The sequence below is a fragment of the Bacillus salitolerans genome (assembly GCF_042680805.1).
GTDB lineage: Bacteria > Bacillota > Bacilli > Bacillales > SA4 > Bacillus_CJ > Bacillus_CJ salitolerans.
The window spans coordinates 1-566 of the sequence record NZ_JBHUEM010000034.1; the positions used below are offsets into that span (position 1 = coordinate 1).

General features: G+C 41.2%; 2 tRNA genes. Both read right to left on the bottom strand.

What is annotated here, in order from left to right:
- Window positions 1-296: 296 nt before the first annotated feature.
- A tRNA-Ala gene (locus ACFSCX_RS16470) sits at window positions 297-369 on the bottom strand.
- A 54-nt stretch (window positions 370-423) separates the two neighbouring features.
- A tRNA-Ile gene (locus ACFSCX_RS16475) sits at window positions 424-500 on the bottom strand.
- Window positions 501-566: the final 66 nt, after the last annotated feature.

The following is a 566-nucleotide window of genomic DNA, read 5'->3' on the forward strand; positions in this document are numbered from 1 at the left end:
GTGCCAAGGCATCCACCGTGCGCCCTTACTAACTTAACCATCGGCAAATGATAAGCTTCGAATCTCTTCGTCAGCTTCGTTCTTTCGGTACTCATGTATGTTTATATACACTCCGTGCCTTCACAACTTCGCTTCCTCGATCTTCTCGCTTCTAATTTGCCTTTCTGTATACTTACAGAAAGTTAGATAATAAAGATCTTACGATAAATCTTTGACTTTCAATGAATACAAATGTGTTGTTATCTAGTTTTCAAAGAACATAGTTTCTCATTTTTTACATAAGTAAAAAATGCAAGTGGAGCCTAGCGGGATCGAACCGCTGACCTCCTGCGTGCAAGGCAGGCGCTCTCCCAGCTGAGCTAAGGCCCCATTTTTAGAGTTAATAATAAGCTCACATTGAAGTCAGCTTCATGTAAAGCTATATGGTGGGCCTAAATGGACTCGAACCATCGACCTCACGCTTATCAGGCGTGCGCTCTAACCAGCTGAGCTATAGGCCCATACAATAAATAATAAGCTTCGAATTTCTTCATCAGCTTCTAATTTATCTTTTTTTGAGAGACATC